The organism is Pseudomonadota bacterium, assembly GCA_026388275.1.
GTDB lineage: Bacteria > Desulfobacterota > Syntrophorhabdia > Syntrophorhabdales > Syntrophorhabdaceae > JAPLKB01.
The window spans coordinates 1-25,975 of the sequence record JAPLKB010000040.1; the positions used below are offsets into that span (position 1 = coordinate 1).

At 42.6% G+C, this 25,975-nt stretch carries 23 protein-coding genes, 1 pseudogene and 2 riboswitches; of the genes and pseudogenes, 9 read left to right on the plus strand and 15 right to left on the minus strand.

Translation table 11 applies throughout. The features are described 5' to 3' along the window. From NT010_10535 to NT010_10570, 8 genes are all read left to right on the plus strand, one after another. A partial coding sequence (locus tag NT010_10535; protein MCX5806485.1) for a hypothetical protein occupies positions 1 to 195 on the plus strand: 195 nt, incomplete at its 5' end. Positions 196 to 368: 173 nt separating this feature from the next. After that, complete coding sequence (gene cooS, locus NT010_10540) at positions 369 to 2,315, plus strand: anaerobic carbon-monoxide dehydrogenase catalytic subunit (GenBank protein MCX5806486.1); 1,947 nt, start codon at positions 369 to 371, stop codon at positions 2,313 to 2,315. A gap of 154 nt (positions 2,316 to 2,469) precedes the next feature. Next, on the plus strand, positions 2,470 to 4,677 hold the full coding sequence (gene acsB / locus NT010_10545; protein MCX5806487.1) for an acetyl-CoA decarbonylase/synthase complex subunit alpha/beta: 2,208 nt from the start codon (positions 2,470 to 2,472) through the stop codon (positions 4,675 to 4,677). Between the two features lie 479 nt (positions 4,678 to 5,156). Further along, complete coding sequence (locus NT010_10550) at positions 5,157 to 5,594, plus strand: RelA/SpoT domain-containing protein (GenBank protein MCX5806488.1); 438 nt, start codon at positions 5,157 to 5,159, stop codon at positions 5,592 to 5,594. A gap of 184 nt (positions 5,595 to 5,778) precedes the next feature. After that, positions 5,779 to 6,258, plus strand: coding sequence for a hypothetical protein (locus NT010_10555; protein ID MCX5806489.1), 480 nt, complete (start codon positions 5,779 to 5,781; stop codon positions 6,256 to 6,258). A gap of 442 nt (positions 6,259 to 6,700) precedes the next feature. Continuing rightward, on the plus strand, positions 6,701 to 7,150 hold the full coding sequence (locus NT010_10560; GenBank protein MCX5806490.1) for a CGGC domain-containing protein: 450 nt from the start codon (positions 6,701 to 6,703) through the stop codon (positions 7,148 to 7,150). 168 nt (positions 7,151 to 7,318) lie between these two features. Next, positions 7,319 to 7,606, plus strand: coding sequence for a type II toxin-antitoxin system Phd/YefM family antitoxin (locus tag NT010_10565; protein ID MCX5806491.1), 288 nt, complete (start codon positions 7,319 to 7,321; stop codon positions 7,604 to 7,606). Next, entirely contained in the window at positions 7,603 to 8,025 is a 423-nt protein-coding gene (locus NT010_10570) for a putative toxin-antitoxin system toxin component, PIN family (protein ID MCX5806492.1), read from the plus strand. The genes NT010_10565 and NT010_10570 overlap by 4 nt, the downstream gene beginning before the upstream one ends. Positions 8,026 to 8,321: 296 nt before the next feature. On the opposite strand, the gene NT010_10575 is transcribed toward NT010_10570, so the two are convergent. The 5 genes from NT010_10575 to NT010_10595 all read right to left on the minus strand — a co-directional run bounded on the left by NT010_10575 (position 8,322) and on the right by NT010_10595 (position 12,291). After that, complete coding sequence (locus NT010_10575) at positions 8,322 to 9,002, minus strand: VPLPA-CTERM sorting domain-containing protein (protein MCX5806493.1); 681 nt, start codon at positions 9,000 to 9,002, stop codon at positions 8,322 to 8,324. A 443-nt stretch (positions 9,003 to 9,445) separates the two neighbouring features. Beyond that, positions 9,446 to 9,544, minus strand: a riboswitch (cyclic di-GMP riboswitch). Positions 9,545 to 9,865: 321 nt separating this feature from the next. Beyond that, complete coding sequence (locus NT010_10580; GenBank protein ID MCX5806494.1) at positions 9,866 to 11,173, minus strand: C4-dicarboxylate ABC transporter substrate-binding protein; 1,308 nt, start codon at positions 11,171 to 11,173, stop codon at positions 9,866 to 9,868. Positions 11,174 to 11,330: 157 nt separating this feature from the next. After that, positions 11,331 to 11,531, minus strand: coding sequence for a hypothetical protein (locus tag NT010_10585; protein ID MCX5806495.1), 201 nt, complete (start codon positions 11,529 to 11,531; stop codon positions 11,331 to 11,333). Between the two features lie 314 nt (positions 11,532 to 11,845). Beyond that, positions 11,846 to 12,085, minus strand: coding sequence for a hypothetical protein (locus tag NT010_10590; protein MCX5806496.1), 240 nt, complete (start codon positions 12,083 to 12,085; stop codon positions 11,846 to 11,848). 20 nt (positions 12,086 to 12,105) lie between these two features. Beyond that, on the minus strand, positions 12,106 to 12,291 hold the full coding sequence (locus NT010_10595; GenBank protein ID MCX5806497.1) for a hypothetical protein: 186 nt from the start codon (positions 12,289 to 12,291) through the stop codon (positions 12,106 to 12,108). Positions 12,292 to 12,539: 248 nt separating this feature from the next. On the opposite strand from NT010_10595, the gene NT010_10600 reads away from it, so the two are divergent. Further along, the gene (locus NT010_10600) at positions 12,540 to 12,713 is read left to right on the plus strand and encodes a hypothetical protein (protein ID MCX5806498.1); all 174 of its coding nucleotides are present in this window, start codon (positions 12,540 to 12,542) and stop codon (positions 12,711 to 12,713) included. A gap of 186 nt (positions 12,714 to 12,899) precedes the next feature. Here the strand turns inward: NT010_10600 and NT010_10605 are convergent, their stop codons facing one another. From NT010_10605 to NT010_10650, 10 genes and pseudogenes are all read right to left on the minus strand, one after another. After that, positions 12,900 to 13,646, minus strand: a complete 747-nt coding sequence (locus NT010_10605) for a hypothetical protein (GenBank protein ID MCX5806499.1) — start codon at positions 13,644 to 13,646, stop codon at positions 12,900 to 12,902. Between the two features lie 290 nt (positions 13,647 to 13,936). Next, positions 13,937 to 14,013: riboswitch (cyclic di-GMP riboswitch) on the minus strand. Between the two features lie 596 nt (positions 14,014 to 14,609). Next, positions 14,610 to 15,275 carry a PP2C family protein-serine/threonine phosphatase gene (locus NT010_10610; protein MCX5806500.1) on the minus strand — a complete coding sequence of 222 codons (666 nt, stop codon included), beginning with the start codon at positions 15,273 to 15,275 and terminating at the stop codon, positions 14,610 to 14,612. Positions 15,276 to 15,338: 63 nt separating this feature from the next. After that, a pseudogene (locus NT010_10615) lies at positions 15,339 to 15,809 on the minus strand (response regulator). 359 nt (positions 15,810 to 16,168) lie between these two features. Continuing rightward, positions 16,169 to 17,188 carry a chemotaxis-specific protein-glutamate methyltransferase CheB gene (cheB, locus tag NT010_10620; GenBank protein ID MCX5806501.1) on the minus strand — a complete coding sequence of 340 codons (1,020 nt, stop codon included), beginning with the start codon at positions 17,186 to 17,188 and terminating at the stop codon, positions 16,169 to 16,171. A 73-nt stretch (positions 17,189 to 17,261) separates the two neighbouring features. Further along, on the minus strand, positions 17,262 to 19,586 hold the full coding sequence (locus NT010_10625) for a hybrid sensor histidine kinase/response regulator (protein ID MCX5806502.1): 2,325 nt from the start codon (positions 19,584 to 19,586) through the stop codon (positions 17,262 to 17,264). Continuing rightward, positions 19,583 to 20,260 (minus strand): chemotaxis protein CheW, encoded by a 678-nt coding sequence (locus tag NT010_10630; GenBank protein MCX5806503.1) that lies wholly within the window; start codon positions 20,258 to 20,260, stop codon positions 19,583 to 19,585. Before NT010_10630 ends, NT010_10625 begins: the two co-directional genes overlap by 4 nt. Continuing rightward, positions 20,253 to 21,656, minus strand: coding sequence for a hypothetical protein (locus tag NT010_10635; GenBank protein ID MCX5806504.1), 1,404 nt, complete (start codon positions 21,654 to 21,656; stop codon positions 20,253 to 20,255). The genes NT010_10630 and NT010_10635 overlap by 8 nt, the downstream gene beginning before the upstream one ends. Further along, the gene (locus NT010_10640) at positions 21,637 to 22,116 is read right to left on the minus strand and encodes a chemotaxis protein CheW (protein ID MCX5806505.1); all 480 of its coding nucleotides are present in this window, start codon (positions 22,114 to 22,116) and stop codon (positions 21,637 to 21,639) included. The genes NT010_10635 and NT010_10640 overlap by 20 nt, the downstream gene beginning before the upstream one ends. Before the next feature lie 6 nt (positions 22,117 to 22,122). After that, the gene (locus NT010_10645; GenBank protein ID MCX5806506.1) at positions 22,123 to 24,246 is read right to left on the minus strand and encodes a methyl-accepting chemotaxis protein; all 2,124 of its coding nucleotides are present in this window, start codon (positions 24,244 to 24,246) and stop codon (positions 22,123 to 22,125) included. Between the two features lie 3 nt (positions 24,247 to 24,249). Beyond that, positions 24,250 to 25,902: a methyl-accepting chemotaxis protein gene (locus NT010_10650; GenBank protein MCX5806507.1), complete on the minus strand. Its 1,653-nt coding sequence runs from the start codon at positions 25,900 to 25,902 to the stop codon at positions 24,250 to 24,252. Positions 25,903 to 25,975 lie beyond the last annotated feature (73 nt).

Genomic DNA, 25,975 nt, shown 5'->3' on the forward strand with positions numbered 1-25,975 from the left:
ACATTGAGGTCTTTTATAATCGGCAACGTCGGCAGAAAAGGCTTGGATATTTATCCCCCGTTGTTTATGAACGGCAATTTTATGCAGGAAGGAAGGCAGCATGAATATGATTGGTGTCCACTATTGACATCAGGGGTCAGTAAATGCATTTACTTGCGTCCCAGCGCAAGCGGACGTCCAAGCGAACATAAGTGAGCGGACATCCTTCGTGCATACGGAAAGGTGGAGGGGGCGACGTGAGCCCCATTAAATGATCTTTTCTTAGCCCGTTCTCGGGCGAGAAGGGGAGGCTCCGACGGCTTGGCCGGTGGAGGGGGCGACGTGAGCCCCATTAAATAGTGAGCCCCATTAAAATAATAGAGGGTAATATGTCCGATAATAAGTTGAGAAGTGCAGACGGAGCAACTATTGAACTTCTGGACAAGGCTCAGAAGGAAGGGATAAGCACAGCCTTTTCCCGTGCAGATGAAATAAAGCCGTGTCCTATAGGCATGGAGGAAAGCTGCTGTAAGGTTTGTGCAATGGGACCGTGCAGGCTCCCCAGGTCTAAAAAGGATGAGCATAAGGAACGCAGGGGAGTATGCGGCGCTACAATCGACACGGTTGTTGCAAGGAACTTTGCCAGGAAGATTGCTGCAGGCTCTGCCTCTCATTCCGACCATGCGAGAGAAGTTGCGGAGACATTTATAAAAACAGCACGAGGCGAAGCCCAGGGGTTTGCGATCAAAGATGAAGTAAAGCTCCTTGAAGTTGCCCTTGATTTTGGTATTGAAATTGAAAATAGAGAGTTGAAGGACATAGCCGTTGAGCTTGGCAACAAGGCTTTGGAAGAATTTGGAAAACAACATGGTGAACTTGTTTACACAAAGAAAGCCCCCCTGAGAAGGCAGGAAATCTGGAGAAAATATGGAATTATGCCAAGAGGCATCGACAGGGAGGTTGTGGAGGTCATGCACAGGACACATATGGGCGTTGACCAGGATTACCGGCACATACTTCTTCAGGCAACAAGATGCGCTCTTGCAGACGGTTGGGGCGGTTCAATGATATCCACCGATTTACAGGATATTATGTTTGGTACGCCGGTGCCTGTTCTTGGCAGTATAAATCTTGGTGTTTTAAAAGAAGATCAGGTAAACGTGATAGTTCACGGCCATGAGCCTTTGTTGCCGGAACTTCTTGTTACTGCAAGCAGGGATCCCGAGATCAAAGGACTTGTCGAGAAGGTTGGTGCAAAAGGTCTGAACCTTGCAGGTATGTGCTGTTCTGCCAATGAAGTGCTAATGAGACATGGCATTCCATGCGCAGGTAATTTTCTTCAGCAGGAGCTTGCACTCGTTACCGGTGCCGTGGAACTGATGACTGTTGATGTGCAGTGCCAGATGCAAGGTCTCCAGAGTGTGGCAGAATGCTTCCACACAAGGCTTGTCAGCACATCCGACAGGGCGAAGATAGAAGGCGCAACCCATATGGAATTCCATCCTGAAAATGGTCTTGATACCGCAAAGAACATCCTGAAAATGGCGATAGAAAATTTTCCGAATAGAAAACACCAGGTATATATCCCTGCTTATTCACAGGACATTGTGGCAGGTTTCAGTCATGAAACAATCAATTACCTCCTTGGCGGACTTTTCAGGGCAAGCTATAGACCTTTGAACGATAATATCATAAACGGAAGGATCAGAGGGGTGGCTGGCGTTGTGGGATGCAATAATGTAAGGACGCCACATGATTCAGCGCACCTTGCAATGATAAATGAATTGATAAAAAACGATGTCCTTGTATTGACAACAGGTTGTGCGGCAATGGCATGCGGAAAGGCAGGACTCCTGACGCCGGAAGCAGCCCGTGAGTATGCAGGTGCCGGACTGGCCGAGGTTTGTGAAACAGTGGGCATCCCGCCTGTGCTCCACATGGGTGCATGCGTTGACAATTCGAGGATTCTCATAGCTGCAACTGCCATGGTGAAGGAAGGGGGACTTGGCGACGATATCAGTGATCTGCCTGCTGCCGGTGCTGCACCGGAATGGATGAGTGAAAAGGCACTTGCCATCGGACAGTATTTTGTAGCCTCAGGCGTATTTACGGTCTTTGGAACAACCTGGCCGACAACAGGGAGCGACAATGTTACCCGCCATCTTTTTGAAGAATACGAGGATATGTTTGGCGGTACATGGGCATTTGAGAACGATCCTGTGAAGGCGGCCCATCTTATGATCGAACATATTGATAAAAAGAGAAAGGCCCTGGGGATTGACAAGGCAAGAGAACGGGTGCTTTTCGATATGGCCATGCGCAGAGCACTGGTATAAAGGCAGTGAATAGTGAATAGTGAATAGTGAAAAAGGCAAACAAAATACTCAAGAACCGGAACAATACAATAGTAACTTTTGACAATACCAGGTAAGAGGCAAGAGATGAAAAGCAAAAATATTAGAAAATCGATTTTACGGTGTGGGGGCTAAAATGTCCAAGATTATCGCATCTGCGGCTATAAGAGGAGCGCAGAAAATCTATCAAAAGGCGGAGGAGAAATATAAGAAGGTGCTGGAAAAATACGGTCCGGGACATGAAGTCGGGTTTCCGAATACGGCCTACTATCTGCCAATCATTTATGCAATAACAGGTATCGGTGTTTCCAGAATAGGGGACATGAGGCAGATTCTCGATATCTGCAAAAGACTTATTCCGCCTCCGGTAAAAGAAAAAACACCTCTGCCGTACCTTGCACCTGCCCTTGATGCAGGCATGGCCACTTTTTTTGCAGAAGAGATTATTGAAGCTATAAGATATCTTGAAGAGCCGGACTTTTACCTGTCGGACAGCGAAGAGACAACTGACAGCAATATATGGCTTGGCGCAGCAAATGATATAGTTTTCAGAAAAAGAGGGGTAGAGTTTGTAGACGGCACAGCGCCCGGTTTTGCCGCCATTGTCGGTGCTGTACCTGACCCGAAGACTGCTGCGAGGATTGCCCTTGAGCTTCAGGAAAAGAACCTCTATGTTTTTATGTGTGCCGAACATGAAGGCAAGAAATTCTCAGAGCAGCTTGTTGAATCGGGCACGCAGATCGGCTGGCCCACGAGGCTTGTATCCTTTGGTCCGGATGTATCAGCGGCCGTATTTGCCATAGGTTTTGCATGTCGTGTTGCCATGGCTTTCGGAGGTATAAAGCCGGGTGATTTCAGAAAAAATCTTATATACAACAAAGACAGAACATACGCCTTTGTCCTTGCTCTCGGGAATGTAACAGACGAGTGGTATGCTAATGCGGCAGGGGCCATCAACTGGGGATTTCCCACGATTGCCGACACACCTATCCCGCAGGTGCTGCCAACCGGCATATGTACATATGAGCATGTGGTTTCCAATATTCCCCATGACCAGATTACGCAGAAGGCAGTTGAAGTAAGGGGATTGAAGTTGCAGGTTGCAAAGGTTCCCGTACCTGTTTCTTACGGCCCGGCGTTTGAAGGTGAAAGGGTCCGCGGTGAGGATATCTATATCGAGATGGGCGGCGGAAAGACAATCGCTGTTGAGTGGACAACCTCGAAAAGGATGGAGGAGGTTGAAGATGGAAAGGTGGAAGTCATCGGAAGGAATGTGGCTGATGTAGCACCGGGAACGAGGTTACATTTTGCTATGGTGGCGGAAGTCGCAGGCCGTAACTTTCAGGATGATTTTGAGCCGATTCTCGAGAGGCAGAACCATCATCTTATCAATCAGGCACAGGGTGTTATGCATATCGGCCAGAGGGATATAGCATGGATACGCATATCTAAACAGGCAGTAGAAAAAGGTTTCAGTCTCGAACATATCGGTAAAATTATATATGCAAAGTATCATCAGGATTTCGGGGCAATCTTTGACAAGGTGCAGATTAAAATATATACGGATGAGGAGAAGGTGCGGGAAATCCTTGAACTTGCCCGTGCTTCCTATCACCACAGGGATGCGAGAGTTGAAGGCATGACGGACGAGACCATCGAAACATTCTATTCGTGTATATTGTGCCAGTCTTTTGCGCCGGATCATGTATGTATTATAAGCCCGGAGAGAACAGGGTTATGCGGCGCCTATAACTGGCTTGACTGCCGTGCTGCTTATGAGATAAACCCTGAAGGGCCGAACCAGCCTGTCCGGAAAGGTGAATGCCTTGATGAACGATATGGCCAGTTCAAGGGGTGTAATGAATATGTAATAAAAGCGTCGAGACAGAGGGTGCAGAGCGTGAGTCTGTACAGCCTCATGAATGACCCCATGACTACCTGCGGATGTTGCGAGTGCATTGCAGCAATTATGCCCATGTGCAACGGCATCATGACCGTTGACAGGGATTATACAGGGATGACGCCCTGTGGTATGAAGTTTACAACCCTTGCAGGTTCTGTGGGCGGCGGAGCCCAAACCCCTGGTTTTCTGGGTCACAGTAAATATAACATAGCGCAGAGGAAATTTTTACGTGGCGATGGAGGGCTTTTGCGCATTGTATGGATGCCGAAGCACTTAAAAGAAGAAATCCATGAACGCCTTAAAGCGAGGGGCGAAGAGCTTGGCTTCCCGGATTTTCCTGATATGATCGCCGACGAGACTGTGGGCACAACGGAAGATGAGGTGCTCGCCTATATCACAGAGAAAGGCCATCCGTGCCTGACAATGGAATCTCTGATGTAATCATTACGTTTTCTATTCTTCCAGGTTTTTTCCTTTGGACGGTCAACGGCATGGAAGGAATGTCCATCTGCGGCGGTCTGCTTCGCCTTGCGATCCTCCGACGTACGTTGAGTACGCCTCCGGCCTGCAAAGCTTACAGCCCATCCACATCTGAGCCATTCCTCCCATGCCGTTGACCACTCAATCCGGATTCACATAGGCCTCTACCACGCATATGTGAATCCGGAAATAAAAAGACAGATGTCTTCATTTTCAAGATTTTATTCTCCCTCTTTTTTTTGTATTAAGCCAAAAATTATTATATCGGTTTATAATGTTTATTATCATCGGAAGCGAATCTTAAACAGGATAATATGAATAATATTATATATTTATTTCTTGCAATTCTTTGAAATAGTTATGTATTATTGAAAGAAAAGTGATATCGTATATTATATTGTTGGGGCATAAACAGGTTCACATCAAAAAGGCTGGAGAATATGTCGATACAAGAAAAGCGAAACAGGAATGATTTGCCAAACGTAGATCATTTCGTAAACCAATATAATACTAAAAAACCACTCTATGAACAATTCACGGGTAAATTGAAGGAACTTCTCAAAGACCTCCTAAAAACATGCAGTATAGATATACACTTGATAGACGGCAGAACGAAAAATACTGAAAGCTTTAGGGAGAAAATAAACCGTTCTACCAAAAAATATGTAGATCCAACCAACGAGGTTAAAGACCTATCCGGAATCCGCATTATTGTGTACTATGAAGAAGACCTCAACATTGTGTGCCGGTTAATTGAGAAGGAATTTGAAATAGACAAATCTAATTCATTAGATAAAAGGACTATTTTAAAGCCAGAAGAATTCGGTTATGAGTCAATTCACTTTGTGGTCAAGCTATCTATCCAATCCTCGTTGTGATCTTCCAGAATGGCACCATTTAGCTGGTCTGCAAGCGGAAATCCAGGTTAGAACTGTTCTAAAGCATGCGTGGGCTGCCATTTCACATAAGCTTCAGTATAAACGTGAAGAAGATGTACCTCAGGTATTGAGGAGAAGGTTGTTCAGATTATCCGCGTTGTTAGAATTAGCAGATGAAGAATTTATGTCTTTACGCAATAAGACTACAGCTTTAACACAAGAAATAGAGCAACAGTTATCAAAAGGAGAGACCAACCTTGAAATAAACCTGCTTACAGTCGAAGAGTTTCTTCGTACATCTCAGGAAGTCATACAATTAATATCACACGCAGATAAGTCAGGCTTCTCTTTTGAGGATTACGAGTCTGGAGAAACAAGCAATAGTACTTCTGATATCGTGACTTTTTGTAAGAAAATAGGCCTTCCAAGCATCTCATCGCTTAAAACCGTGATACAGGAGTCACTTGAATGGTCTCAATCATATCTGCAAAACCAAAGGAAAGCATCAAAGTTGGGGTGGGAGGTTTCTCCTGGATTTATATGCACTTTAATTTTGATTCGAAAGTTCCAGGATCAGTTTGAAGTACTTGACTTAAGTAATCTCGGTTGGGATAAAGAAGTAGCTTTACGTGTATTGAGCATAGCGAAGGCAAAGGACCATTAGATGTGACCGAACGGAGGGGCGAAGGGGACATCTTAAGAAATCAAATAACTCTGAAAACAGAGGTATTATTGAAGACTGAGAGTAAATTGTCGACGACGGCTGGAATCTGCGGACACTGTGTCCGCAGATTTTTCAGCAACAGTTGCTGAAAAAGATTAACTCTTCGCAAAGCAAGGACTGGCCGTGGTTTGGAGCATTAATACTTTTTTCATTCAATGTGAATGAAAATATGAAAATACAGTGAAAAAGGAACCCCCCCTATGGTCGGTTCTTAATTTATTAGTTCTCTATGTTAATTGATCTTTATGGCTTGCCTTACTTCATTAAAAAATATATTATGGTAAAAAATATAAAATTGCTTAGAATAGACAATGAGACAGGTATTCGATGCCGGTGAATAATTCATAATAGCCGGCGTATCACTCATAAAAAGGAGGAAGGGATGGCAAGAATCGGTATTTTAACCTGCTCTAACGCTACACAGGATTTAGGCTGCTCGTCATATCTTTGCTTTCAGGACCTAAACGACGGCGCTGGTGAATTTGCCCGTTACACAGAAAGGGGCGATAAAGCGGTAATTGCAGGAATTATAAATTGTTCCGGCTGTCCCACTGCACATGCCCCGGAGAAGCTTCTTAACCGTATAAAATCATTAACTGAATTGGGGATTAACGCCATCCATTTTGCAACATGTGTAAAACTCCTGTGTCCCTTCAAAGAGAGATACCTCACAATGCTGAAGGAAAACTTTCCTGAAATTGAATTCATAGAGGGAACTCATGGACATGCACCGGGCGTGACGCCTGAAATGTTTGCGGGCGCAATGAAACGTATGCTCACCCAGCCAAAGCCGACACTTGCAAACATAATGAGTAAGACTGTAAAAAAATAGGATAAGCAAGGAATTTAACAACATATCTCAACATCAACTACTAAAGATCGGATTGCAGCCAATCGGCAATAAAGCCGTCTTTTGCTGATGTCTGTGCTATGTGCAAAATTAGCTTGACTATAAGTGACAATTGTGTACACAATTAATACACAAGTTGGAGGTTAGGTTATGAAATTTATAAGTGTGCGTGATTTACGAGGGAAATCTGCCGAGGTCTGGAAGAATCTCCCGACGGAACGGGAGATAGTTGTCACCAGTAATGGTCGGCCCATTGCCATTTTGTCGACAGTCAATGAATCAAACCTGGAAGAGTCTCTCTCCGCATTTCGACAGGCACGTGCTGTAGAGGCGGTTATGAGCCTTCAACGCCGGTCAACGGCACAAGGCACAGACGGAATCACCATGGAGGAGATTGACGCTGAAATCAAGACAGTGAGGAAAAAAAGGCAACGATGAAGATCGTCCTTGATACAAATGTCCTGGTCTCAGGTCTTCTATCGCCATTTGGTCCGGGCGGCAATATAGTTCGTATGCTTTTCTCCGGTAACCTGACTTTGTGCATTGATGCCCGTATCCTGTCCGAATACCACGATGTATTGAGGCGTCCCAAGTTTCATTTTGAAGAAGATAAGGTTATTGCCGTCATTGACTATATTGAGCATAATGGCCAAAACGTAGCAGCTTCTCCACTTTCCGCTTCTTTACCCGATCCTGACGATGAGCCGTTTCTTGAAGTAGCTCTGAAAGGTCGCGCAGAGTGCCTGATTACCGGCAATCAGGCCCATTTTCCTCCCGGCTTATGCCAGGGGGTTACGGTGATCTCACCGGCAGACTTTATAAAGTTTTTTCTGAAACGAAAAAAGACCGGGAAGTGATTGAAACGACCTTTCGGCTTCTTTCTCTTCTTTCTCTTCTTTCTCGTGGCCTTGCTTATAAAATAGGGTATGAAAACCCGAATTGTATTTTCAGACTAAAGAAGTAATATTCTAAACCGTTGCATAAGCAGAAGTATTAAATCAGGACACGAGTAAATGTTGCTGTCTTAAGCGTGATGAGCGTGTTTGTTTTAGGACAGCCTGATACCGATACTTATCTTAATGGAAAACATGGAATTATCAGATAAAAAAAGGCAGGGTCGAAACCCTGCCTTTTTGATGTTAACTAACGATGCTTATTTGCTGAATCTTCTTCTTAATCCTGCAATACCTATAAGGCCAGGTCCAAGAAGCCAAATCGCGCCTGGGATGGGGACGGGAGGATTAACCGGATCAAGTGTGAATTTGAAGTTACCTCCGAAATATCCATAAAAAACATTGTCAGGGTCGAAAGGAACAATGCTCTCCGGAAAAGCAAGTGGTGTCCCCACTGTATATCCGTAAGACTGATAGGTTATATGTCCATCATCGAATTGGATCTGAGATGGCTGATTAGTCCAACCATCACCAGTGGTGGCCGCCATAATGTAGTAAGTTTGATCCTTGTACAGATGTAGACCTTGCTGACTTTGCGGATATACCATATTGGTCCAGGCCCACCAGCCAATAGGGTCTTGTTTTGTTCCTTTAGGAAACGCTGCAGGAACCGTTCCCGAAACGAGAAGAGTTCCGGCTGAGTTATAAATACCGACAGCGTGCGAAACAGCTAAGCCATCAACATCGTAAGTCCCCAAGGCAGTCACAGTCATATTATCTGTTGGCGAAAATCCCCAGCCCATGGAATAGTCACCGACGCCAGGTGCACCAGGACCAGCAAAATTTACTGCCTGATAAGCTGTATAAGCGTGAGCGCGTATTGGGCCCATAGCAAGCATAATCAACCCGACAACTGCCAAAATAACAAAAAATCTTTTCATGTAAAACCTCCTTGTTTAATGTTTTTCCAAAATATCTGATTCAACTTTACATAAAAACAAACTTCTATCCCTCCCTTGTAAAAACAAACCTTTTTCTATTTTTCCCCTCCACCTCCTTTAAAAATGAATTATGCTTTACAAAATCCTATTATGCCTGTACATCTAAGTTCCTTACTCAATAACCATTTTTGCTCTATCACGCACATTTATTTTGCATATCTTATCCATGATTAACATTTGTATAACATTAAAAGTTTTTTGTCTGTAGGATAAGTAATACAAATTGTGTAGGTAAATATAGAATATTTTAGTAGCCTGATACTTACATTGCGTGTAGTCAGTGCCACCACTTTTTTGCCCTCCTTTTTTATAGTTTTAGAATATCACGCTGTATTTCCTTAAAGTTTCCATAAAAGGTTTTCACAAAACAGCATGATGTCCATTTTGGCAACCCGGCTGTCTCACTTGTAAAAAATTATCTTAGTGTTTGAGACCCGTTGGCTTTCCGTCCCATCCTCACGAATGGTTTGGCTTTATCATAACAGTTAACAATGTAAAACAATTTGAATTTATTGTATGTAGGATAAGTACTACAGTTTGTGTAGGACAAGTTGATAAAATGTTGTAATCCGGTGTCAAATCTTTACGACCTGTTGCCCAACTTTCCCTTTGATCCTGATCCCATGTGTATTCTTGCCGACTTTAGGCATTTTAGTGAGACCTGTTTCTGCGTAGCTCATGTTAGTGTGACAGGCGGAAAAAGAAGCGGGTTTATTGCCCCGCCGGGTCAATACCCCGAAGCTTGCTTAGAAATGGTTCCATATTCTTGCATTTAATACCCCGTCCGTTTGCGGCGGGGTGATTTATTTCGAAGCAACATCCAGCTTCATACGGACTATCTGGATGTGTTCTTCCAATATGAACAGCTCATCATAAAATGCAATGGACATGTGGATATTGTTGACAGCATCTTCGATACGATTAAGCCGGGCTTCATATGTTTCGGTATTTTTAATGGGCTGGTTCTCCAGAATCTCCTTCTCCAGCTTTCTCAATTCACGATACCAGGGATAATACTTTGATCGGTTTCGCCAGGTATAGATCCATGGTGCAATTCCTATCAGTGGCACAATAATCATCCCCAGCGGGATAAGAATCAGGGTCAGACGTTCAGCGAAAGCTGCCACCCAAAAAGGCATATAGGCATAGAGCCACGATCCTCCAGTTTTGTAAAACCTTCGCGCCTGTTCGCTGATCGGGTCATCCTGCTTTATAAGAGTAGGGAATTCCCCGGCTTTATTAACCCAGCTTGCACCGCCAAAATTTTCTACAGAGGCCTTCAACAGCAGGTAAACCAGTGCCGGGTGGAGGTCTTTGTGGACTATGAGATTTGTTGTTGGAGACAAAAGGTGGACGTCAGACAGAGGATTCCGTCTGCCCGGATCAATGATGCCCCTTGGCAGCACAACATGCGAAAGGTCTAAAAATCGGCGGGTATAAGCTTCTGCCTGGCCTATGCTCATCAGCTTGATGTTCTTCGCGTTGAGCAATTCCCAAATCAATCGGTTGTCCGGCGTACCGAAGGTCATTGCCACATCTACCTTGCCCTCAAAAAGTGCCTTATTTGCCTCGGCATACGGGAGATCAAAAAATTCGGTTGGTGGACTGGTCACATTGGCAAACTTCAATAATTCAAGGGAATATTTTCTGACGCCGCTTCCTTCCGGCCCGATGGCGATCCGCTTCCCCTGTAATTGCGTCAGATCGTCATAGGTATCTTTTCCTTTATAAAAGATCCACAATGGCGTGTATGCCAAACCGCCGATAGATACAAGATTCGATGATTCCTCAATACTGCCCACGGTACCCTGAACGAATCCCACCTTAACCCCCTGGGATCTGTCCTTGAGGAGTCTCAGGTTCTCTACGGCTCCGGCTGTTGGGTGCAGTATAACGTGAATACCATTCCGGGCCAATGCTTGTTGATACAACTCACCGAAAGTGGCATATGATCCACCTGCCATGCCGGTGGCCATAATCAGTGTTTTTGGCGGGAAAGGTTGGAGAAAACGATAACTCATCCAGAATAAAAACATAACAATCAACAGGATTGAAAAAATTGTAATGGACAATGTGCTTAATGTTAATTGCTTGATTTTTTGTCGACCCATTTTTTATCTCTTAAAAAATTTATTTATCACTTTCTTGCCAAAACCGATAAAGCCAGGCAATTATGATTCCCAAAACCATGATAATTCAAGTATATTATCCGATTATTTAGTCTACTTGTCAACCAGACCCGCCTCTGCAATGAACTTTTTGACACACTCAGGACAGTAGCCATTTCATTCCAGGGATAAGCCGTACGAGGATTGATATAAGGAATGATCCGGGTATTGAAAGAAACGATACTACAACAAAAAGAGTAAAAGCCCCTGCCTGCACAGGATAAAATGCGTACTGGAGCGCGACTGCTAACGGTACATGAAAGATGTACGTCCCGAATGTGTTATCCGCAAGTATTTGCATAATATATATCCAGTTCGATTAAAAAAAGTTTTGAAAAGAGCAAGAAGTCCGATACAGACCCCGACACATCGGTCATTTGTCATATATTTTGAGACAGAAAAAAAGTTAATCTACGTGTGTTGCGCGCGTATCATACCGGATTCAATCTTAACTTTTCATTTTAGAAATTTTCGATTTTTTATCTAATATTTTCAAATTTAATCAATACAAATATGGAATTCGTTTTCTTCAACTTTCGTGTTAATGAAATCTTTTTTTCAAAGTTATTTAATTTTTTACTTTCCTTAGTTTCCCCGATTCATCAAGCATTAAGGCTACAGAAAGCTGGACAGTCTATCGCCCATTTCCTCCGCCTGTTTACTAAATTCCTTCAAGCTGTATTTTAAGCCTTCGGTAGCCATCCTTGATAATTTCAGGGATTCCATATCATCAGGGATAAACTCGCTCAGAATACAAATTTGACTTGAAAGGCAGTATAATTTTTCCTGCAGCATTGACAGCTCTTCTTCACTAACAACTATCTTTTTGTTTTGAACTTTACTAACTACAAACATATTTCTTCCCTCCTCATTTTTTATGATACAGAATGCATACCTGTATTCACCAAATTTACATTGTACTGCAAATTTGTTTTTGTGGAGAAGACCAATTTCGTGGTCAGCAGGCTGCAGGCTTCCATTTTAGCCTTTTGATTATCAAGGCTAATCCCTTCTTTCGCTTGTTCTTCTGTTGACACTTGCACATAAACAACTTTTTTCACTAATTTATACCTCATTAAGGTAATAATACTTTGTTATCTTAGCGCTTTTTGTTTATCTTTGTTAAACAACATATTACAAATATTATTATAATTATCTACATGATGTCCTTTTGTAATTTACATTATATTATTATATGTGATATTTACTATATATTTGTCAACAATTATTATATTATTTGACAAAATTACTTTTATGTTATATTATAACAATGTAATACGTTATGGAGGTGAACATCGTGGTGAAGTCCATGGATAAGATTGAAAGAATTAATTACTCAGTGAGATTAAATTCTCATCTCTTGGATCAATTGAAGCATCTTGGTATCGATGAGAAGAAAACCGTTGGACAGTTGCTTGAAGAAGGAATCACGCTGGTCTTGAAAAGTCGGAAAAGAAGAAAACCGGCAGAATTTGTAGAATAACGACCAGAAGTGTCAAATTGTCCAAACCTCGATTTTTCAAAAATAAAATTGGTCAAATAAATCAGCAATAATAAAGACATTCCTTAAAAGGTTAAATTTTAACTTATAATCGTTATTGTTTATGAAAGAAAAGGGGCAAAGCCGGAAATGGCTTTGCCCCTTTTCTAGTGATTGGGTGAGAAGTATTTAAACTTTGTTTATTCTCTTTCTTATGAATACTACTCCTATGAGACCTGCACCTAAAAGATATACTCCAGGCGGAACAGGAACGGTAGCTAGCATATCCTGTCTTAGGTAATATCCATTATCACTTAGATCTCCGGCATGGTCTTTTACCCACAAAGTTACAACCATAACGGGATATGAACGAGTTTGAGTTGACACGTCGAAATTATCCTTCTTGGCTTCTGTTGAACTTGCAAACTGTGCGATAACATTGTTTCTGAATGTATTACCAATGCCAGGGTCAGACGCTTCTCCTTCGAGCCACCATATTGTTTTTTGTAAAGCATCGGCTGAACCTGTCCGTCCGGTTGGCGCATAATTGTAACCTGTCAGAGTATTCTGTGAAAATTGATAATAAAGCCATGCTGTGCCTTTGGACAATGGGTCACTTGGACCACCTTGTCCACCCTTAATTGCTGCGTTGCCAAGAATTACACTGTAAGTAGTACTCGGATATACATATTCATTTTCTTCTATACAGAATGTTTGAAAAGCATTGCCATATTTTGCATTTTCGTGATAATTACTGAGAATCCAATTTAAACCTGTATCAGGTGTGAATGTGAATTCTCCGCCTCGATCATACTGATACGGACCATAACCATTAGGGGCTCCGCCCACTGTAAGATAATCGGCTCTTGCCGTACCAGACAAAAACAATGAAATTATTAAAATCACTATCATTAAAATAAAACTCTTAAACTTCATAAAAACCTCCTATTTTTTTAATTACCCCTTTTTCATTCCATTCTTGCGGTTGGTTTGGAAGCATCAACGGCTTAAAACACAGTGCCGGCGCTAAGTGAGCTGAAACTTAAGAGCGTGGAAAGATCGTCGAAGTTCACGATTGCAGACTGCGCAACGTGAGCCATGAACAGTAACGGTAAAACAAGTAATGCCAAAACCAGAACCTTTTGAAACACAACAAACCTCCTAAATTGATTTGGTCTGTATGGGATCTTCCGGAAGAATGAAAACCTGTTACCCAGTCATTTTGTCATGCCAGCCCGGTTGTCTCATGCAAGACCTGTTAGCTTTCCGTCCTACCCTAACGGATAGTTTGACTTCATCGTAATTGCCTTATCATGCTTAACAAATAAATTTATTTTCATGTAGGATTATTACGACATCCAGTGTAGGACAATTACACCTCGTGTAGTATATTTACCACATCAAATGTAGGAAATCTACGATATTATTGTCAATAGTTTTTGATTTATTTTTGTTTTTGATGTATCAATAAAACCTTTGGTTTCAAAATAAATTACTTATATTAAAGATTGTCCCCTTTGTCCTTCCCAACCAAAAAAATCTGTGAAACAGTTTCACAGATTTCTGAAATCATTGTAAACTCAATACAGACTATGCTTCGCACGATATCTCTTTTAAAACTTTCTCCTGAGATTCAGACTTCAATAAATTGATTCCTCGAAGCTCTGCTTCGGGGTTACCACATTCCCTCGCCCCTTGAGGGAGAGGGCAGGGTGAGGGGGGATAATCATGTTCCCCATTCCTCTGATACCTCGCATCTCTGCTGCGGGGAGGTTCATTTGTTCCTTTGCAGCAAATTGAAATAAAAAGAGGGAGAACAGGGATTTAAAAATGAAAAAATATGTCTTTTTTTATGCTGTTGACCCGTCAAAGAACAAACCCGGGATACATTGAAGAGCGCTACAGAAATTCTATCCTGAGCATGGAGAAATCATCATCAAGATCTTTCCTGCCATGCATCTCCTGGAGGGCAGAGTATAATGCGTCTATCTCGGATGCATCATCCTTTGGAGGCTTTTTAATAAATTCTTTTAACTCGGCGAAACTCCACATGGAACCATCAGGTTTGCCTATTTCGAAAGCGCCGTCTGAAAAGATGTAGAGCCTTGAGGGGGTTTCAACTTCAACAGTACCGCTTTTATACACAATATCAGGCATACCGCCGATAAACATATTCTGTGATCCCAGTTCCTTTGTTTCTATGGAGGGAGATATGAGCAGTGCCGCCGGATGTCCTGCGCTGGCATATGAAATTGTTTTGGCAGCCTTATTAAAGACCCCGTACCACATTGTAAAATAGAGATTATTCTGCTGCTCCATCTGAAAGGTTTCGTTCAGGGTGGTCAGTACCTCTTCCGGTATTCTGAAATTCGTATTCGGCAATGTCTGCGACCGGAGCACGTTAAGCGCGGAAACCGAGAGCAGGGCTGGCCCCACGCCGTGGTCGCACACGTCCAGAAGATACATTGCAAAGTGGTCTTCATCAATCCAGTGATATCCGAGAGAGTCTCCGCCAAGCTGAGTTGAAGGCACATAACGCCAATCTGCGAGAATGCTCCCCTCCATAACAGGTTCTGGTAGAAGGGAGACGACATATTCGGCTGCACTGGCAAGCTGGGCAGCCAATACCTGTTGGCTCCTGAAAAGTGCCTCGTATGCTTCATTTCTCTGGAGAAGGGCAATGTAACCTTTTGAGTGATAGCGTATCCTTGCAATCAATTCGATCCTGTCAGGCAGTTTGACAAGATAATCGTTTGCGCCGACTGCAAAAGCATCGGCCTTGGTTATTGCTTCTTCCTTGCTGGACAGGACTATAAGCGGCACATCCTTCAGCGTCTTATGCGCTCTGAAAAATTTTACCAGGGTCAATCCATCGATCTCCGGCATAACAAGGTCCTGGAGTATCACCGTAGGTGAGACCTGGGCCGCCATTTTTATCGCTAAAGTTGGGTCCTGGCAGTAATGAAATATAATGTCCTGTTCCGGCTCAAGCATACGTCTTACCATTTCACCCACTATAGGCTGGTCGTCTACCAGAAGCACCGTAATGTCATGCCTGGTCAAAGGTTCAATAAATTGTTTGTTTTCAGGAGTATTCATGCAGCCTTCCTTGGTTTTTAATTTCTTGCTGATCTATGTTGTTATCTTGGTCGGTCAGCGGCATATCGGCAATTCTGATCTGCAGCGATCTGCTTCGCCTTGCGATCCTCCGATGTACATTGAGTACGTCTACGGCCTGCAAATCTCACAGCCCATCCACATCTGCAAAATTGCTGCTCAACACTGCCTTCGCAATTAAATCTTGCCGATATGTCGCCGCCCACTCAACCCGGATTCACATATACGTTATGTGAATCCGGAAATAAAACAACATATGTTTTATTTTCAAAATTCTTTTCTCACTGCTATTTACATTTGTTCGTTTAAGCTTGTAATTGCTCAATTTTCATATCCATTTTTCATGTAACCATCTTGATTTGTCGCATAACGGCTTCGGCGATATTTTCAACGGGAAGGATCTCCTTTGCAGCATTTATCTGGGCGGCTGCCTTGGGCATACCGTACACAACAGAAGTCTTTTCATCCTGAGCTATCGTATACCACCCCGCCTTCCGTAATGATAGAAGGCCCTGGGCGCCATCCCTGCCCATGCCGGTTAAAAGTACGGCTACACCTTTGCCGGGCCAGTGATGTGCAATGCTCAGGAAGAAGGCATCCACCGATGGTCTGTAAGGGTTATCCTTTGGCTCAGCAACATAATGAAAAGCAAGGTCGTCTCCCATTATCAGATGATCATTTGTCCCTGCTATATAAATTGTATTTGCTTCAGGGCTCATACCTTCTTTTGCAAGAACAACTTTTAGTTTTGTACGGCCTGCAAGCCATTCCACCAGACTGTTAACGAACTGAATATCCACATGCTGGATTATTACAACAGGTACATTCACCATATCCGGTATGTGCGATACAATTTCAGTAAGTGCCTTTGGGCCTCCTGTTGAAGAGCCTATTGCTATCATGGGCTGTAGGGATTTAAAAGAGCTTTTCCTCACCATCTGTTCGTTTTTTCCATTCATGCTATCCTTTCCGATCAGCCGCTCAATTACAGCGATTTTCTTAAGCAGTTCCTCTCCTCCCCTGATATTCCCCACGGAGTCGATTACGGGCATGCTCTGGGCATCCAGAGCCCCTCTGCCCATGGCTTCGAAAACCTTTGACGCATGTTTTGAAACCTCATCTGTAACTATGAGAATAGCACACGGATTATTCTTCATAATCACCTGAATGGCCTGAATGTCCCCAGTAACAGGAAGATCCAGATCCATCAATATCAGGTCGGGTTTGTCATTAGCGGTATTTTTAACCGCTTCAGACCCATTTGCGGCAATCCATGCAATTTCGTAACCCGGATGAGAAGAAACGACAGTACGAAGAATATCCGTTGCAGCCACATTATTGTTCGCTATTGCAATATGCATATTCTTATATTGCTCCATCAGTTTACATGTATGGTTTTAAATCAAACATTCAAAATCCAACATTCAAAATTATTTACGGTTCTCCGATCAGATCCAGAACCGCATTATTCAAGCTTTCATCATGGAAGCTGCTCTTCGTCAGATAATAATCGGCACCGGCCTCAAGACCCATCATTCTATCTTCCTCTCTGTCCTTGTAAGAAACTATAATTATTGGCAAACTTCTCAGGTTGGGATCACCCTTTATCTTCTTTATGAGTTCTATGCCGTTCATACGGGGCATATCTATATCGGAGATAACCAGATCAAATCTATTCAACGCAAGGGTATTCCAGCCATCCACGCCATCTACGGCTACCGTAACATCATAGCCGCTGTTTTCAAGGAGTCTTCGTTCCACTTCACGCACCGTCAATGAATCATCCACTACAAGTATACGTTTCCTGAAACCTCCTGCCACTTCCTTTCTGTCGCCGACCTTTTGAAGTTTGCTATGGGTCAGCAGATTATCAATAGAACGGACAAGGTCATCTACATCAAGAATAAGAACCGGAGAGCCATCCTCGAGGATTGTGCCTGCACTGATATTGGGTATGCTTCCGAGACGGGTGTCAAGGGGAATAACTACCAGTTCACGCTCACCGAGAAATCTGTCCACAACCAGACCATATTGATTTAAACGATCGCTGATAACCACAATATACAATCCGGGATAACGCTCATCAGAAGCAGGCATTCTAAGAACCTGGTGTGCGTCTACTATGCCGATATGTTCATTTTCAAATGTGTAGAATTGTTTATCCTCTAATATCTTAAGGTTGTTCTGATCGGATTGCAGAATACGGTCAATACGGCTTAATGGAATAGCATAGGGCTCACCGCAGATATCCACCAGCAACGCCCGGAGGACAGATAAGGTCAACGGGAGCTGTAAATAAAAAGAAGTGCCGCTGCCGGGTTTTGTCTCCACCCTCACTGAACCGCCCACCTTCTGAACCATGGATAGTACCACATCGAGACCTACCCCGCGGCCGGAAACCTCGGTAATTTTTTTTGCTGTTGTGAAACCGGGCAGAAAAAGGAAATCCAGAAGTTCTCCCTCAGTAAGATTAGCCGCCATTTCCTTTGATGCATGACCTTTTTCAACTACTTTCCGGCGGATCCTCTCTGCATCAATCCCCCTTCCGTCTTCAGTCAGTCTGATATTTAATGTGCCGGAACTGTGCCGTGCCTCAAGAATCAAAGTACCTTCAGGAGGTTTATTTGCTGTGATACGCTCTTCAGGCGTTTCCAGTCCATGATCTATAGCATTGCGGAGAAGATGGGTCAAAGGGGCTTCTAATTTTTCAAGGATATCCCTGTCTACTTTTGTTGACTCTCCAATAATCCGGAAGGCAACCTTTTTTCCCATACTCTTGGCAAGATCACGGACCATGCGGGGAAATCCAGGCAAACCATCTGAAAAAGGTCTCATCCTGATTGCAACAACCTCTCCGTATAACCTGTCGGCAAGGTGCTCAAGGTTGCGTGAAAAAAGCTCAAAATCCACTATCTGTGTAACGAGAAGATCTCTTATCTGGTCAAGTTGTTTTAAAGATTCACCAAATTTTTCCTGGATTTCTTTCGGGATAGATTTGTTTTTTGTAAATTCGAATATCTCCTCTAATGCGCTGCCCAATTCAAGATGTCCATCTTTCATTTTTAGCAAGGAGGTTGAAAAAGGTTTTGTCGATCTTGCCTGTACAAGACATTCGCCGGCAAATCCCATAAGACGATTTAAACTTTCCGAAGCAACACGAACAAAACTCTCTTCGCTTTTTTCTTCAGGCCTGGCCTTTAATGTTACATCCTGGTTTACAGGGGGACCGGATACCTCGGTCGCCAATATATTTTTCTCAGGTGCTTCAGGCAGAGTCAATTCTTTCTTTCCCTGAACCTCAGACCCTGCTGCCGCCGGTTTGTTTTCAGGCGCTGCCGTGGACTGGCCTGTGAGAATCTCTCTCAGATTGAGGCTTAATAAATCTATTGCTTCTGATTGACCGGCAAGCCATTCAGGAATGGCGGCGATATCGATTGTTGTGAGATGGAGGAATAAATCGTTACCGCGCAAGAGCATGTCAATATGCTCGGCAGCAAGCTTGAGCTTGCCTTGCTGAGCTGTAGAAAGAACGTCCTCCATGGCATGAGCAATCCCGACAACAGCATCCAGACCTACAATGCGTGCTGCACCTTTGATCGAATGGGCTGCGCGCATAAGGGGCTCAATCTTTTCAGGCGTCTGGTTCTGTTCGACCCCAACAAGTCCAGCTTCCAGTATTTTTGTATAATTTTCTGCTTCTATACGGAAGAGATCGAGCATGGAAAGATCGGCCATATCGATTTGGTTTTGTGTTGTCAATTTCCCAGGCTCCTTTTCAAAGCATGAATCAATTTATCCTCACCCAGCAAACCGACTTTCTTTTCATTCAAATTGAAGATTCCTTCAACGAGTGTCATGGGGGATTTGGACAATGTCACAGGGGGTTCTTTCAAATCCGATGACGGTATACGATATATGCCAAGGACTTCATCGACGGGAAAGACATATCGTTCACCGTCTTTATTTATTACCACCATACGCTTATAGACCGCTGTGTTGTCTTCCCCTTTTTCCTCTTCCAGTGTATATTCCAACAGATCGGCTAAAGAAATGCAGAGAAGCAGTTCTCCGTTTATATTCACAATCCCCTTAAAAACATTGTTCGTTTTAAAAGGTACATGGTGAAGAACACGCAAATTAGTAGTCTCCTGTAGAAAGATTGTTTTCAGCGCAAGCCACTCATTCTTTATCCTCATGATAATTACCGATATGGTATCAAGTGCCTCAGTTTCTTTAATGCCGGTAAGGTTTTTTGTCCACTCTTCAAGAAATTCCTCTGAAACCTCACGGTCAAAAAGTGTTCTGCCGGTTTTATTGTATTCGTCGCAGTTACGGCAGTGAACGATATCAACAAGCTTCGGACAGGAAAAATCTCCAAAAACACCGATTTGTTTCCAGCACTGTAGAAGACTGATATTGTTTTTCTTATTCATTATTTTCCTTAGACCTTTGTATCCGTCCTTTCATAGCCGAAGCCTTCGTGCGATCGCCCTTCTTTTCATACAGAAGCTGCATATGCATCAATGCCTCATAATGATAGGGATCTAAGTACAAGGTTTTTTGAAAAAATGCCTCAGCCTTGTCGAAAACATTTAACGCAAGGTTGATAAGCCCCATAAGGTAGTATGCCTCCTTATTCTGCTTATGCTTCTTTAAAAATTGCTCGCACATAGACAGAGCTTCATCAAGCGATCCTCCGTCAGCAAGTTTCCGGATCATAGAGATAGACAATTTATCATCACTTTTCTGTTTTTTCAGGTTTACTTCCGGAACTATTTTATGTATTGCGGTATCAACATTAATATTAGAAGATTTTGCCTCTTCTCTTTTGTAAAAAGACTTTTTCAGTTTTTCATCTCTTTGGAGATAACCGGGAGGATTCAGCCTTCCATAAAGGAGGGAGGATGGATCCTCCCCTGCCTCAGCTTTTCTGCATGCAAATGACCTTGAATGTTTTATTGGACTGAATCCAAATTGCAGAAAAGACATTATCTCGGCATGTCCGGTAAAAACAATACCATTCGGAAGCAGGAGATTGTTAATATTGTCAAATACCTTTTTTCTCGCATCATCGTTAAGGTATATAAGGAGATTTTTGCAGAAAATTACATGATAAGGTCCATGTTTCCACAGGGCATGAGGCTCCATAAAATTATCCCTGGAAAAATTTACCAATCCTGCTATGGCTGGATCCAGTAAAAACTCTTTTTTTAAATATGTAAAATACTTGTCCCTGTAATCTCTTTTTTCGCCTCGAAAAGCGCCTTTTCCGTAAAGTGCCAGCTTTGCCTTCCGTATTGCTTTCGTGTTTATATCTATTGCGTCTATTTCAAAATGCTCAGGCAATAAACCTGTTTCCAACAGCGTAATTGCTATTGAATAAGGTTCTTCTCCCGTAGAACAGGGTATGGAAAGGATTTTCAACATCTTTTTTTCAGGAACCTGGGATTTTATTTCATCTACGTATTTTTTTAAATAGTTATAGGATTCAATGTCACGGAAAAACCATGTTTCGGAGACGGTCAAATCCTCAATCAGTCCTTCAAATTCAGCAGGGTCTGTCTCAAGCTTTTGGAGATATTTATTCACATCATCGATCCGGGAAAGTTCCATACGTGTGTTCACTATATCTGCAATACGTTTTCTCCCTATGGACTCCGGTTCAAGCCCTATTTTCTTTGATAGCAGTTCTTCTGCATTAAGCATCCCTGCCTCATGGGCAGCTATTCCGGCAGGAAAATGATTTGAAGCTGCGCTGCCATGCCTGACGTCGTCCGGTTCTGCATGACAGGCATTAAAAAAAGTGCCTTCATAATATGGTAATGTCATTGTTTTCCTGTAATGCATCAAATTCATACCCCTGTATTGTTTCAGGAGGTAGTTTTTCTATTCTTATTCTTTGGATCATACCCTTCTCGTCAAAGATAACATCGCCGAGATATTTCGCCTCATCAACTTCTATCCCTGGCGGCTGGAATGATTCTTCGTTGCAGAATATTGTTTCCGTGGCCCGCTCAGCTAAAAGTCCGAGAATATGGTGATTCTTGTCAATACCCACATAATCAACCAATATTACGCGGGTGCTGAAAAACGGCTTTGAAGGTTTCCCGGAAATTAAAACCGAAAGATCAATTACAGGCACAATGGTTCCGCGGTAATTGAATAATCCTGAGAAGTACGCAGGGACGTGAGGAATTTTCTTAAAAACAACCATAGGCGTAACTTCAATAATGCTGGAAACTTCCAGGCAATAACGCTCATTATCTATCTCAAAAATAAGAAAAAGCATATATACCTATGAGTTTATGGAAAATCGGGTTACCTCATTCTCCAGATCTTTTACTGCAGTGTTAAGTTGTTCGGTAACGCCTCTGAATTCAATCAAGGAGTCTCTGGTCTGTCTGGCAGCCTGATTGAGATGTCCCATGGACTCACTGATTTGGGAGGCGCTCTGAGATTGCATCTGCATTCCCTGGTTTACAGACTCAAATTGTGGTACCAGCTCCTGAGTATGCTCAATAGCCCTCAATAAATCTACGCTGATTTCCGCAATCCTCTCTGTGCTTGTCCGCGTCTGGTCCGTATATAGTTCGACAGCACGGGCACCGTCCCTCATTGCTTCCCTGGTTTCCATGATCATACCTTCTATATCCAGAGCAGACACGGCAGTTTGATCTGCAAGACGCCTGATTTCCCGCGCGACTACGGAAAATCCGATGCCGTATTCTCCGGCTTTTTCTGCTTCAATAGCTGCGTTGAGAGAGAGGAGGTTAATCTGGTTTGCCACTTTTGTAATGGTTGTGATTACCTGGGTAATATTATCCATCTTTTCATTTACCACTCTTAATTTCCCGGAGCTTTCCGTTGTATTTTCCAGAAGCTTCTTCATGGTTGTATTTATATCAGACAGACTGGACATACTGGCGCTCGCCATCTCTGCGGCTTCCGAAGCCATTTTCGATACTATATTCATGGTTTTTGCAAATTCTTGTGAAGTAGCGGAAATTTCATTGCTTGTTGCACTTACTTCATTGATTGATGAGGCCTGCTCAGCAACAGTTGCTTCAAGCTGCCTTGCTGATGCTGCTATCTGAACAGATGATGTGCTCACCTGAATACCTGATTTGCCTACCTGTATAAGCAATGCATAAAGGCTTGAAGTCATAGTGGCTATTGCACGAAAAAGCCGGTGGATTTCGTTTCTATGATTTTCTATATGTCCTTCAGTTTTTTCTTGTAAATGGAGGTCAATTCTCCTTGTTTTATCAAGGTCTTCCATTGCTTTTTTTAAATTTCCTTCGGCAATTTCTCCGGCAATATCTATTACCCTTCTAAGAGACCTGGTAATCCCCTGGGAGATAACAACAACTATAACCGAAGCAAAAAACAACATGCTCAGGCTCATGAAAAGTGCTGAAAATCTCTTATTTACAAAACTTTTTTCTCTTTTATCGAGCAGTCCCTGCAACTCCAGCATAGACGTTTCCCTGAGTCTGGCGCCTGAATCAAGCACATTTTTTGCAGATTCAAAAAATTCCATAGCCGGTATTTTGAAATTAGGATCGTTGGAAAAACGTTTCAATATAAAAAGAAAAGGGATAATAGATGTTTTGTATTCTTCCAACAAAGGAGGAATGTTTTTTTGAAGCAAAGTATCGGCATCATGTAATTTTTTACTTTCTCTAAGTATTGTTTCCACACTCTGGTTGATATGCTTAAGTTCGTCTTCAAGCATGGCAGAAAAAACAGCAAATTTTATCCTGTCTTCCTGGGATGTATAACCCTTGTAAATCACAGATTCTGCAAAAAGCATGAATAAACCGAGTTTTTCCTGAATTTTCGGCATAGTGAGAAGCCCGATATCGATTAAATAGGTAGTATCCAAACTTGGATCAAGGACCATGTTTGATGTATCCCCAACCCTTTTGATTAACTCACAAACCGGTCTTAGTATCATTACTTCATGGGCGTCGTCATTCTCGGTGGTTCCGTTATTTTTCCAGTTAGAACGTAGTCCCTGCCATTTTTTGTATATCTCCGAAATATGACCATGCTCAATACCCGCAGCCTTCAGGTTCTTTTCACTAATCTGCAGCAGGTCTTCCGATTTTCTCCCCTCTGTTTGAAGAATGGAAAATTGTTTTTCTATATCCTGGGCGAGAAGGTTTATTTTTTCTTCCGCATTTTTATCTCCTTCAATATGGAGGCGTACCAGCAATTGATGCTTAGGGATGAGTTCAGCAATAGTTTCCAGGGGCATGAGCAGCTTATTTCCACAGGATTCGAGGCGGGCAAAACTAATGTCATGGTTAAACCCTGAAACCATATAAGAAAGGAGGACAATGATCGGCAGAGCAAAAATAATGCTTCCAACAAAGATTTTTTCTAAAATCGTAAATCTATTAAAGTATATTTTCATAAATTATCCGCGATTCAATTTAAAGCGTGATACTTCATTCTGTAAAACCTGCACTGCAGAATTGAGTTGTTCTGTAACCCGTTTGTACTCCAGGAGAGAATCCCTCGTTTGATCTGCTGCTGTCGACAACTGGTTCATAGCCTCACTTATATGTTGTGCTCCCTCAACCTGCATGTGCATCCCTTCATTTACCACCTCGAATTGTGGACCAAGCTTCCTTGCCTGATCAATAATATCGCCAAGCTGATCGCCGATAATTTCAACGGCTTCGACATTCCGTCGTACCCCCTCGGCAAATTTATCCATTTCCATAACACCGGATGAGACTGAAGACTGCATTTCCTTAACCATATATTCTATATCTTTTGTAGCTATCGCTGTTTGATCGGAAAGTCGGGTGATCTCACGGGCGACAACCGAAAACCCCTTCCCGTATTCTCCTGCCTTTTCTGCTTCAATAGCAGCATTAAGAGAGAGGAGATTGGTCTGGTCTGAAATCTTGTTGATTGTGGTAACAACACCGGAAATCTTGTTTGCTTTCTCATTAATAATGCCCAGTTTTGAAGATATGTAACCGGTAGCCTCTATAAATGCTCGCATTGACAATTGCATACGGTTAAGGGAATTACGCCCTTCTTCGGCCATACCGGCAGTATCTGAGGCTGTTTCACTCACGCCACCCATAGTCTGCATCAAATCTTCAGATGTACCGGATATCTTATTTGTTATTGCTGTAACTTCCCGAATTGATGCAGCCTGTTCTGCAACTGTTGACTCAAGCTGTCTTGCCGATGCGGCTATTTGTGTTGTAGATGACGTTACCTGTATGCCTGAGAGCTGTACCTGTCCTATAAGTGAATCGAGATTTCTCCTCATGTGATTGAGGGCGTTTAAAAGCTGACTGATTTCATCGGTCCCTCTGGCTTGCATCTCTTCCACAGCATTATTTATCCGCAAATCGCCTTCAGCAACCTGCTGTAAACTTTCCTTCATAACTGATAACGGTTGTGTGATGCTTTTCGCAATGAGCCAGGATACCGTCACAACAACAAAGGTTAATATAACCATTATCAGCGCCAGTTTCAGAGCTTTATTCAGGAATATCCTGTCGACATCATCTGTATAGACTCCTGAGCCTATTACCCAACCCCATGGTTCAAATCCTTTAACATAGGTAATTTTTTGGGTATGTTTTTCAGTACCGGGCTTTTTCCACAAATATTCAACAAAACCGGCTTTTTGAGCCCTTACCTTTTCAACAAATGCAACCACAATCTTTTTACCTGTAACATCTTTCAGGTCTGTTTGGTCTTTTCCTTCCAATTCAAAGTATGGATGAGCAACCATAAATGCCTTCATGTCGTTTATCCAGAAATATTCATTTCCTTCATAGCGCAAAGATCTTACAATATCTTTTGATTTTTGCTGAGCTTCTTCTTCGGTGATTTTCCCGTCTTTGGCAGAATTGTAATAGAACTGAACGACATCATATACTGTTTCTACAACGTTTCTTGTTCGCGTTTTTTTTTCTTCAAGGAGATCTTCTTTTAAAGAGACAAGGAATATGAACTCTGTTAAAAAGAGGCTGAACAATGCTATGCCTACAATAATCCAGAACTTGTACTTAATCTTTAATTTACCCATAAAATTAGCCATTTAATACCCCCATGCATAGCCCTTGAGACATATTATCATAATAAATCATAATAAATCATGAAAAATTGGTACA

What these genes read in the sequence shown, in the direction of transcription:
- cooS (MCX5806486.1), top strand. Translation starts at nt 369, where the DNA reads ATGTCCGATAATAAGTTGAGAAGTGCAGACGGAGCAACTATTGAACTT.
- acsB (MCX5806487.1), top strand. Translation starts at nt 2,470, where the DNA reads ATGTCCAAGATTATCGCATCTGCGGCTATAAGAGGAGCGCAGAAAATC.
- NT010_10550 (MCX5806488.1), top strand. Translation starts at nt 5,157, where the DNA reads ATGTCGATACAAGAAAAGCGAAACAGGAATGATTTGCCAAACGTAGAT.
- NT010_10555 (MCX5806489.1), top strand. Translation starts at nt 5,779, where the DNA reads ATGTCTTTACGCAATAAGACTACAGCTTTAACACAAGAAATAGAGCAA.
- NT010_10560 (MCX5806490.1), top strand. Translation starts at nt 6,701, where the DNA reads ATGGCAAGAATCGGTATTTTAACCTGCTCTAACGCTACACAGGATTTA.
- NT010_10565 (MCX5806491.1), top strand. Translation starts at nt 7,319, where the DNA reads ATGAAATTTATAAGTGTGCGTGATTTACGAGGGAAATCTGCCGAGGTC.
- NT010_10570 (MCX5806492.1), top strand. Translation starts at nt 7,603, where the DNA reads ATGAAGATCGTCCTTGATACAAATGTCCTGGTCTCAGGTCTTCTATCG.
- NT010_10575 (MCX5806493.1), bottom strand. Translation starts at nt 9,002, where the DNA reads ATGAAAAGATTTTTTGTTATTTTGGCAGTTGTCGGGTTGATTATGCTT.
- NT010_10580 (MCX5806494.1), bottom strand. Translation starts at nt 11,173, where the DNA reads ATGGGTCGACAAAAAATCAAGCAATTAACATTAAGCACATTGTCCATT.
- NT010_10585 (MCX5806495.1), bottom strand. Translation starts at nt 11,531, where the DNA reads ATGCAAATACTTGCGGATAACACATTCGGGACGTACATCTTTCATGTA.
- NT010_10590 (MCX5806496.1), bottom strand. Translation starts at nt 12,085, where the DNA reads ATGTTTGTAGTTAGTAAAGTTCAAAACAAAAAGATAGTTGTTAGTGAA.
- NT010_10600 (MCX5806498.1), top strand. Translation starts at nt 12,540, where the DNA reads ATGGATAAGATTGAAAGAATTAATTACTCAGTGAGATTAAATTCTCAT.
- NT010_10605 (MCX5806499.1), bottom strand. Translation starts at nt 13,646, where the DNA reads ATGAAGTTTAAGAGTTTTATTTTAATGATAGTGATTTTAATAATTTCA.
- NT010_10610 (MCX5806500.1), bottom strand. Translation starts at nt 15,275, where the DNA reads ATGGAGGGGAGCATTCTCGCAGATTGGCGTTATGTGCCTTCAACTCAG.
- cheB (MCX5806501.1), bottom strand. Translation starts at nt 17,188, where the DNA reads ATGCATATTGCAATAGCGAACAATAATGTGGCTGCAACGGATATTCTT.
- NT010_10630 (MCX5806503.1), bottom strand. Translation starts at nt 20,260, where the DNA reads ATGAATAAGAAAAACAATATCAGTCTTCTACAGTGCTGGAAACAAATC.
- NT010_10635 (MCX5806504.1), bottom strand. Translation starts at nt 21,656, where the DNA reads ATGACATTACCATATTATGAAGGCACTTTTTTTAATGCCTGTCATGCA.
- NT010_10640 (MCX5806505.1), bottom strand. Translation starts at nt 22,116, where the DNA reads ATGCTTTTTCTTATTTTTGAGATAGATAATGAGCGTTATTGCCTGGAA.
- NT010_10645 (MCX5806506.1), bottom strand. Translation starts at nt 24,246, where the DNA reads ATGAAAATATACTTTAATAGATTTACGATTTTAGAAAAAATCTTTGTT.
- NT010_10650 (MCX5806507.1), bottom strand. Translation starts at nt 25,902, where the DNA reads ATGGCTAATTTTATGGGTAAATTAAAGATTAAGTACAAGTTCTGGATT.